Genomic DNA, 9,301 nt, shown 5'->3' with positions numbered 1-9,301 from the left:
ACCCCCATCCAGGCCGCCGCCCTTCCCCCCCTGCTCGCGGGGAAGGACCTGCTCGGCATCGCCGCCACCGGCACCGGAAAGACGGCCGCCTTCGCCCTGCCCCTGCTCAACCACGTGGAGCCCGGCGCGTGCCGGCCCAACACCACGTCCGCGCTGGTGCTGGTCCCCACGCGCGAGCTGGCCATGCAGGTCTCCGAGGCCATCCACCGCTACGGCCAGAAGCTCGGCATCTCCGTGCTGCCCCTGTACGGCGGGCAGGTCATCGGCCAGCAGCTCCGCGTCCTCAAGCGTGGCGTGGACGTCGTCGTCGCCACGCCGGGCCGCGCGCTGGACCACCTGCGCCGTGGCACGTTGCAGCTCGATGACGTGCGCGTCGTCGTGCTCGACGAGGCCGACGAGATGCTCGACATGGGCTTCGCCGAGGACCTGGAGGCCATCCTCTCCGGCACGCCCGAGGAGCGGCAGACGGCCCTCTTCTCCGCCACGCTCCCGCCGCGCATCGCCAGCATCGCCGAGCGTCACCTGCACGAGCCCGTGCGCGTGAAGATCGCCCGCGAGAAGGTGGAACAGGGTGAGATTCCCCGCGTCCGGCAGACGGCCTACGTCGTGCCGCGCGCCTTCAAGATCGCCACCCTGGGCCGCCTGCTCGACGTGGAGTCGCCCACCGCGGCCATCATCTTCTGCCGCACGCGCACGGAGGTGGACGACCTCACCGTCTCCCTCAACGGCCGTGGCTGGCGCGCCCACGCCCTGCATGGCGGCATGACGCAGGAGCAGCGAGACCGCGTCATCAAGCAGCTCAAGTCCCAGGGCACCGACCTGCTCGTGGCCACCGACGTCGCGGCGCGCGGCCTGGACATCCCCCGCCTGTCCCACGTGGTGAACTTCGACGTCCCCAACGCGCCCGAGGCCTACGTGCACCGCATCGGCCGCACGGGCCGTGCCGGCCGCGAGGGCGTGGCCATCACCCTGGTGGAGCCCCGCGAGCACCGGCTGCTGCGCAACATCGAGCGCGTCACCGGCCAGCGCATCGAAGTGGCCACCGTGCCCACTGTCGCGGACATGCGCGAGAAGCGGCAGGAGATGCTGCGCGCATCCCTGCGCGAGACGCTGGTGGCCGGTGAGTACGACTCCCTCCGCAACGTGGTGGAGAGCCTGGCCAGCGAGTTCGACGCCATGGACATCGCCGCCGCCGCCGTGAAGCTCCTCCATGAGGCCCAGGACGAGGGCCGCGACACGGAGGAGGCGGAGATCCCCGTCGTCGCGCCGCCGCAGGAGCGCCGTGAGCGCACGGGCAAGTTCGGAGCGCCCCCGGGGCGTCCGGGCCGCCCGGAGCGCGGCCCGAAGGCCCGCGGTGGCCCGCCGACGTGGGACGTCACCCGCCTGTGGATTGGCGCCGGCCGTCACGCCGGCGTGCGCCCCGCCGACCTGGTGGGCGCCATCGCCGGGGAAGCGGGCGTCGAGTCCTCCAAGATTGGCGCCATCCAGATTGGCGACGCCTTCTCCCTGGTGGAGGTGCCGGAGTCCGATGCCAACCGCATCATCGCCGCGCTGAAGAACGCCACCCTGCGCGGCAAGAAGGTGCTCGTCCGCAAGGACCGGAGCTGACCTTCAGACTCCAAGGGAAGTGCCCGCCTCGTGAGTGGGAGGATGACGAGCGAACCCGTCACGCTCACGAGGAGGGCTGAAGTCCGTCAGGCCACCGGCTCGGTCTGCGCGGCGGCTTCTTCCCGAGGCTCGGAGTTCGTCCGGCGCCGGGGGAAGAACCGGCGCCACGACAGCGCGAAGCCCGTGTAGACGAGGAACACGCCGCCCAGCGACGCGATGGCGGCGACGAGTTGGCCCCAAAGCCCCAGCGCCTCGCCGGTGTGCAGGAAGCGCAGCCAGGTGCGCAGCTTCCGGCCGCTGTTGTAGTCCGCGTACGTCTCCTGCTTCGCCACCTCGCCCGAAAAGGGGTTGAGGGACACCTGCTTGGAGGAGAACAGCGGCCACGCATCCGCCTCGCGGAGGGTGACCGTCACCGCGTCCACGCCATCCGCGCCGCCCTTCGCCTCCGGGCCACGGCCACCCTGCGCGGGAGCACCGCCCGGACGCGCTCCGCCGCCCAGGCGCACCGTGGCGGACGACCAGGTGGGCGACGTCTTCCGCGCTTCGGCGATGAGGACATCCATCGGCTTGCGCGGCGTCTCCACCTCGGGCGCGGGCACCTTCACCGTCGCCGAGCCCGGCGGCCCCTGCTTCGCCGGAGCCTCGTGGCCCATCACCGTGTAGACGAGGTCGGAGGCCCACTTGTACGAGATGACCATGCCCGACGCCGTGAGCACGATGAGCACTGGCAGCGACCAGAAGCCGATGACGTTGTGCCAGTTCCAGTCGCGCGCCTTGCCCTTCAGCCCACGCCGGAACCACAGCGACGGCCGCATGGCGCGCAGCGTCCACTTGCGCGGCCACCACAGGTACAGGCCGGAGATGGCCAGGAAGAGGAACACCGCGTTGCTCGCGCCGGTGATTGCCTTGCCCACCGCGCGGTTGTCGCCGCCGGCGGCCAGCCACCGGTGGAGCTCCACGTTCCATTGGAGGAAGCCGCGCAGGCCCGTCGCGCCGTTCCCCAGCACCTCGCCGGTGAAGGGGTTGACGTAGGTCACCGAGCCCCGGCCGACGCTCACGAGCACCGAGGACGTCGGCTCCGGATACACCGTCACGCCGGAGGGCTGTCCGTCCGTCCGCGCGGCGCGGACGCGCTCGATCAATTCCTCCACGGGGAGCCGGGGCGCGTCTGGCGACGGCGGCTGCACCGTCCGGACATCCCGATCCGCCCATTCGATGAGCTGCTTCTCGAAGGCGATGACCACGCCCGTGAAGGACATGATCGCAATCACCAGCCCGGTGGCGATTCCGACGATGAGATGAATCCAGAAGATGGTGTTTCGGAAGGTGCGCATCAAACGGCTCCAGCGCGGGCCGGCGCGACACCGCGCCAGACTCACTTCAGGGAGAAGTTCACCGGAATGTCGATCATGACTCGCGCCAGCCGCCCCGAACGGCCCAGCGCGGGCGTGAAGTGCCACTGATTCACGGCGGCAATCGCCGCGGCGTCCAGGGCGGGCACGGAGCGCATCACCCGGGTGTGCGCCTGCTCCACCCGGCCGTCCGTGCCAACGATGGCGCGCACCACCACCACTCCCTGGATGTTCCGCTGCTTCGCCAGCCGGGGGTAGTCCGGCCTGACCTGCTTGAGGACCGTGGGGGGCCGCATCACCTGCTTCAGCGTCAGCGCGTCACCCGTGCCGCCAATGGCTGTCGACCCGACGATGCCGCCCTGCGTTCCACCCACGACACCGCCGACCACGCCACCCACCACCCCGCCCACCGCGGACGCCTCGCTGCTCGCGGACGCCGGCTCCACCTCCGCCGCCGCGGGCTCGGGAGCAGGCTCGGGCTCCACCACGGGCTCCGACTCAGGGGGCGTCTCCGGCTTCACCTCCGCCACCGGCTCGGGCCGGGGAACGGGGGTCGGCATCACCCGCTTCGCCGGCTTGGGACGCGCCTGGCGCTGCACTTCCTTCTTCGCGGCCGGCTGCGTCCCTCCACCACCCGCGGGAGGCGGAGGCGCGGCGAACGCCAGCAACACCAGCTCCGGCTCCTCCCGCACCACCTTCTTCGGCGACGCCGGGGACACGGACAGCCCCGCCGCGACGACGACCGCGTGGAGCACGACCGCCACGACAACGGCCCCGCTCCAACGGCTCCAGAAACCCTCCACCCCGGCGGCATCCCCCATGCGGAAGAGCGCCCCAGCGGGTTGCGCCAACACCGAGGATGCTGCATCCGCGGCGGGCTCCGGAAGTTCGAAATTGAGAATCGTTCTCACTCTCACTACGGACGTGGATACCCCCCTACGGCCCTCACCGTCAACGCTCGCTGAGTAAAACTCCTTACGCGCGGTGGAATGCCCGTCCGGCCGTCCACGGAGGAATGGCGCGCGGAAAAGCCCTTTCGCGACAGCCCCTTACAAGCGGCTGAAGGACCAGCTCAGCGCGCGGCCCCCGGAATACGGCATGACCCCATGGAACGGCCGGGGGTCGGCGTCGAACACCAGCGGCAGGAAGTGCCGGTCGCCGTCCCACAGGTTGAGGCCCTGGATGTCCGCCACGGGCACCCAGGAGAGGGAGCCCTCCGGGTTCCGCTCGAACGGGGTGCCTTCGAAGCCGTCGATGCGAAACACGAAGCCCAGCCAGTCCTCCCCGTGCTTGCCGAAGCCGGGCCAGGAGATGGTGCCGCGCAGCACCATCCGCGTGCACTCGATGCCGGCCTCCTCGCGAATCTCCCGGCGCATGCAGGCGGCCACGTCCTCGTCGCGCTCCATCTTCCCGCCCAAGCCATTGAACTTCCCGTAGTGGGCGTCATCCGGGCGGGCGTTGCGGTGGACGAGCAGCACGCGCTGCCCGTCCGGCGACATCACGTAACCGAGCGTGCCGATGATCGGGGTGTACGGCATGGGAGCGACCTCGCGCGGTGCGGCATCCAGGCGTCGGAGCCCCTTGGCCACCGCCGGAATGTGACAGAGCGCGGCACTGTAGTTCATGCCGGGCCAGGCAGGTCCCTCCTCACCCCGCCCTCCTCGCACGGTGAGGTCGGGGACTTCCCTTTACGCAAGCCAACGCAGCGCGTTAGCGTATGGCGACACTGCATTATTCTTGATGACAACCCGCGTCGTCGGGAGAGGGGACTCTTGATGTCGGCATTCCGCCCCGGCCGGTACGGCCTGTATGAGCCAGACACCGAGCATGACGCCTGCGGCGTGGGATTCGTCGCCCACCTGAGGGGTGAGCGCTCGCGAGGCATCGTCGAGGACGCCCTGGAGCTCCTCAACCGGCTCAGCCACCGGGCGGCCGCGGGCAGAGACCCACGAACCGGCGACGGCGCCGGCATCCTGGTGCAGCTCCCCCACCGCTTCTTCGAGCGCGAGTCCCCGAAGCTGCCCTTCGCCCTCCCGCCGCGCCGGCACTACGGCGTGGGCCAGGTGTTCCTCCCGCCCGAGCCCGAGGCCCGGGCCGCCTGTGAGGCCGCCTTCGAGGAGGTCGTCGTACAAGAGGGCCAGCGCGTGCTCGGCTGGCGCGACGTGCCCGTGAACCCGGAGCACCTGGGCCCCGTGGCGCGTGAGGCCGCCCCCGTCATCCGCCAGCTCTTCGTGGCGCGGCGGCGCATGGTCCCCAGCGCCTTCGAGCGGAAGCTGTACCGCATCCGCAAGCTGACGGAGAACCTCATCCAGGCGCGCGGCGTGGACCCCAAGGGCCGCTTCCACGTGGCGTCGCTGTCGTCGGAGACGCTCGTCTACAAGGGGCTGATGCTGCCGGTGGACCTGCCGCGCTTCTACTCCGATTTGCAGCAGCCGGACTTCGTGAGCGCGCTGGGCCTGGTCCACTCACGCTTCTCCACCAACACGTTCCCCACGTGGGAGCTGGCGCAGCCGTTCCGCTTCATCGCGCACAACGGTGAAATCAACACCATGCGTGGCAACCGGAACTGGATGACCGCGCGGCGCGGCCTGCTCCAGACGGCGCGCCTGGGCGGCAGCCTGGAGGCGCTCCAGCCCATCATCGTCCCGGGCAAGAGCGACTCGGCGCAGTTCGACAACATGGTGGAGCTGCTCTACCTGGGCGGCCGCACCCTGCCCCACGCGCTGATGATGATGATTCCGGAGGCGTGGGAGGGCGACGCGCTGATGTCCGACGAGCGGCGCGCCTTCTATGAGTACTCCTCCGCCCTGCTGGAGCCGTGGGACGGACCGGCGGCCATCGCCTTCACGGACGGGCAGCTCATCGGCGCCACGTTGGATCGCAACGGCCTGCGGCCCGCGCGCTACCTCGTCACCGAGGACGACCGCATCATCCTCGCCTCGGAGATGGGCGTCATCGACGTGCCGCCCTCGCAGGTGCGCCGCAAGGGCCGTCTGACGCCGGGCCGCATGCTGCTGGTGGACACCACCGAGGGGCGCATCCTGGAGGACGAGGACGTCAAGCGCGACATCACCACGCGCTGGCCCTACCGCCGCTGGCTCCAGCGCAACGTCTACACCTTCGACAACCTCCCCGCCGTCGCCGCCCCGGTGCGCCTGCGCGGAGAAGAGCTGTGGCGGGCCCAGCGCGCCTTCGGCTACACCGCCGAGGACGTGCGCTCGGTGCTCACGCCCATGGCGGAGACGGGCAAGGAGCCGGTGGGCTCCATGGGCACGGACACGCCGCTGGCGGTGCTCAGCGACCAGGCCCCCAGCCTCTTCTCCTACTTCCACCAGCTCTTCGCGCAGGTGACCAACCCGCCCATCGACCCGCTGCGCGAGTCGCTGGTGATGACGCTGGCCACCGCGCTGGGCCCGGAGAGCAACACCTTCGAGGAGACGCCAGAGCAGTGCCACCGGCTGTCCCTCCCCGGCCCCATCCTCACCAACGGGCAGCTCGCGCGGCTGGCGGCCATCAATGACGAGGGCCTCTTCGAAACGCGCCGCCTGTCGCTCCTCTACGCCCTGGACGGCGGCGAAGGCGCGCTCGAGGCGGCGGTGGAGAAGCTCTGCAACGAGGCCGTGGACGCGGTGGACGCCGGCGCCAGCATCCTGCTCTTGAGCGACCGCGGCGTGGACGCGGCGCACGCGGCCATTCCCGCGCTGCTGGCCATGTCCGCGGTGCACCAGCGGCTCGTCCGTGACGGCATCCGCATGTACACCGGCCTGCTGCTGGAGACGGCGGAGGCGCGCGAGGTGCACCACTTCGCCTGCCTGTTCGCCTACGGCGCCGCGGCGGTGAACCCGTACCTGGCGCTGGACACGCTCCGGGCCCTGGCGGACAGCGGCGAGCTGGCGGTGGACGCGGAGAAGGCGCAGGACCGCTTCATCCACGCCGTGGAGGAAGGCCTGCTCAAGGTGATGTCGAAGATGGGCATCTCCACGCTCCAGTCCTACCGCGGCGCGCAGCTCTTCGAGGCCGTGGGGCTCCAGCGCTCGCTGGTGGAGCGGCACTTCACCGACACGGCGTCGCGCGTGGAGGGGGTGGGCCTGCCGGAGCTGGGGCGCGAAGTGGCGGAGCGCCACGCCCGGGGCTTTGGCGCGGAAGCGGACGCGGAGGCCGGCATGCTGCCCGTGGGCGGCCAGTACCGCTGGCGCCGGCTGGGCGAGCGGCACAAGTGGAACCCGGCCACCATCGCCAAGCTCCAGGCGGCGGTGCGCGCGAACGACGCCGCCACCTTCGCGGAGTACACGCGGCTGGCGGACGACGAGACGCGCGAGCACTCCAACCTGCGCGGCCTGCTCGAAATCGCCCACGAGGGCCGCACGCCCGTGCCGCTGGACGAGGTGGAGCCGGCGCTCTCCATTGCACGGCGCTTCGTCACCGGCGCCATGTCCTTCGGCTCCATCAGCGCGGAGGCGCACGAGACGCTGGCCATCGCGATGAACCGGCTGGGCGGGCGCTCCAACAGCGGCGAGGGCGGCGAGGAGTCGCGGCGCTACACCCGGGACGAAAACGGAGACCTGCGCCGCAGCGCCATCAAGCAGGTGGCCAGCGCGCGCTTCGGCGTCACCACGGAGTACCTGGTCAACGCGGACGAGCTCCAGATCAAGGTGGCCCAGGGCGCCAAGCCCGGCGAGGGCGGCCAGCTGCCCGGCCACAAGGTGGATGAGCGGATTGCCCGCGTGCGCTGGTCCACGCCGGGCGTGACGCTCATCTCGCCGCCGCCGCACCACGACATCTACTCCATCGAGGACCTGGCGCAGCTCATCTACGACCTCCAGTCGGTGAATCCGGCCGCGCGCGTCGGCGTGAAGCTGGTGAGCGAGGTGGGCGTGGGCACCATCGCCGCCGGCGTGGCCAAGGCCGGCGCCAGCTGCGTGGTCATCTCCGGGTACGAGGGCGGCACGGGCGCCTCGCCGCTGTCCAGCATCCAGCACGCGGGCCTGCCCTGGGAGCTGGGACTGGCGGAGACGCAGCAGGTGCTGGTGCACAACGGGCTGCGCTCGCGCATCCGCGTGCAGGCGGACGGCGGCATGCGCACCGCGCGGGACGTGCTGGTGGCCACGCTCCTGGGCGCCGAGGAGTTCGGCATGGCCACCGCCAGCCTGGTGGCCGTGGGCTGCATCATGCTGCGCAAGTGTCACCTCAACACCTGTTCGGCGGGCATCGCCACGCAGGACGCGGGGCTGCGCGAGCGCTTCCAGGGCAAGCCCGAGGACGTGGTGAACTTCTTCCTCCTCATCGCGGAGGACCTGCGCCAGCGGATGGCCGCGCTGGGCGCCCGCACCCTGGAGGAGCTGGTGGGCCGCGTGGACCTGCTGAGGCAGCGCCCGGCGGTGGACCACTGGAAGGCGAAGCGCGTGGACCTGTCCGGGCTGCTGGCCGCGCCGGCCGCGCCGGACAGCGAGCCGCGCCACTGCACCGAGCCGCGCATCAAGGACGTGTCCGACCACCTGGACCACGCGCTGCTGCGCGACGCCAGCGCGGTGCTGGACGGCGGACCGCCCATGCTGCTCAACGTGCCGGTGGCCAACACGCACCGCGCCGTGGGCGCCCTGCTGTCGGGGGAGATTGCCCGGCGTCACGGGGGCCAGGGGTTGCCGGATGGCCGGCTCCATGTCCGGATGAAGGGCTCCGCGGGTCAGAGCTTCGGCGCCTTCGTGGTGAAGGGCGTGACGCTGGAGCTGGAGGGCGACGCCAACGACTACGTGGGCAAGGGCCTGTCCGGTGGACGCATCATCGTCTACCCGCCGCAGGCCAGCCGCTTCACCGCCGAGGAGAACGTGCTGGTGGGCAACACCGCGCTCTACGGCGCCACGGCCGGCGAGGTCTACCTGCGGGGGCTCGCGGGTGAGCGCTTCGCGGTGCGCAACAGCGGCGCGCAGGCCGTCGTGGAGGGCGTGGGCGACCACGGCTGCGAATACATGACGGGCGGCGCGGTGGTGGTGCTGGGCCCCACCGGGCGCAACTTCGCGGCCGGCATGAGCGGCGGCATCGCCTACGTGCTCGACCGCGAGCAGTCCTTCCGGCAGCGCTGCAACCTGGAGATGGTGGAGCTGGAGTCCCTGGTGGACGAGTCCGAAATCTGGCTCGTTCACGGCATGGTGGAGCGCCACCTGCACCACACCGGCAGCGCGCTGGCGCGGCGGGTGCTGGACAACTGGGAGCTGATGGTGCCGCGCTTCGTGAAGGTGATGCCCACGGACTACAAGCGGGTCCTCCAGGCACGGCGCGCGGCGCGCAGACCACCGGAGTCCACATCCGCGGCGTTGCCCCAGTCCGCGGCGGGGAGGGCCTGA

At 71.3% G+C, this 9,301-nt stretch carries 5 protein-coding genes; 2 read left to right on the top strand and 3 right to left on the bottom strand.

Features of this window, described 5'->3' with window-relative positions; genetic code table 11:
• Positions 1 to 1,608: DEAD/DEAH box helicase (locus HNV26_RS25400; protein WP_171452889.1), on the top strand; the 1,608-nt coding region annotated here is incomplete at its 5' end.
• Between the two features lie 86 nt (positions 1,609 to 1,694).
• On the opposite strand, the gene HNV26_RS25395 is transcribed toward HNV26_RS25400, so the two are convergent.
• The 3 genes from HNV26_RS25395 to HNV26_RS25385 form a co-directional block, all read right to left on the bottom strand.
• Positions 1,695 to 2,942: a PepSY-associated TM helix domain-containing protein gene (locus HNV26_RS25395; protein WP_171443485.1), complete on the bottom strand. Its 1,248-nt coding sequence runs from the start codon at positions 2,940 to 2,942 to the stop codon at positions 1,695 to 1,697.
• A 41-nt stretch (positions 2,943 to 2,983) separates the two neighbouring features.
• The gene (locus tag HNV26_RS25390) at positions 2,984 to 3,871 is read right to left on the bottom strand and encodes an energy transducer TonB (protein ID WP_366816952.1); all 888 of its coding nucleotides are present in this window, start codon (positions 3,869 to 3,871) and stop codon (positions 2,984 to 2,986) included.
• A 138-nt stretch (positions 3,872 to 4,009) separates the two neighbouring features.
• Positions 4,010 to 4,498 (bottom strand): NUDIX hydrolase, encoded by a 489-nt coding sequence (locus tag HNV26_RS25385; protein ID WP_171443490.1) that lies wholly within the window; start codon positions 4,496 to 4,498, stop codon positions 4,010 to 4,012.
• Between the two features lie 237 nt (positions 4,499 to 4,735).
• Between HNV26_RS25385 and gltB the strand changes: the two genes are divergently transcribed.
• Positions 4,736 to 9,301 (top strand): glutamate synthase large subunit, encoded by a 4,566-nt coding sequence (gene gltB / locus HNV26_RS25380; protein WP_171443483.1) that lies wholly within the window; start codon positions 4,736 to 4,738, stop codon positions 9,299 to 9,301.

Origin of the sequence: Myxococcus xanthus (genome assembly GCF_013116825.1) — a bacterium.
In the GTDB taxonomy this organism is placed as follows: Bacteria; Myxococcota; Myxococcia; order Myxococcales; family Myxococcaceae; genus Myxococcus; species Myxococcus xanthus_B.
The sequence above is the reverse complement of the archived record's forward strand: the minus strand, read 5'-3'. Positions and strand labels throughout refer to the sequence as shown.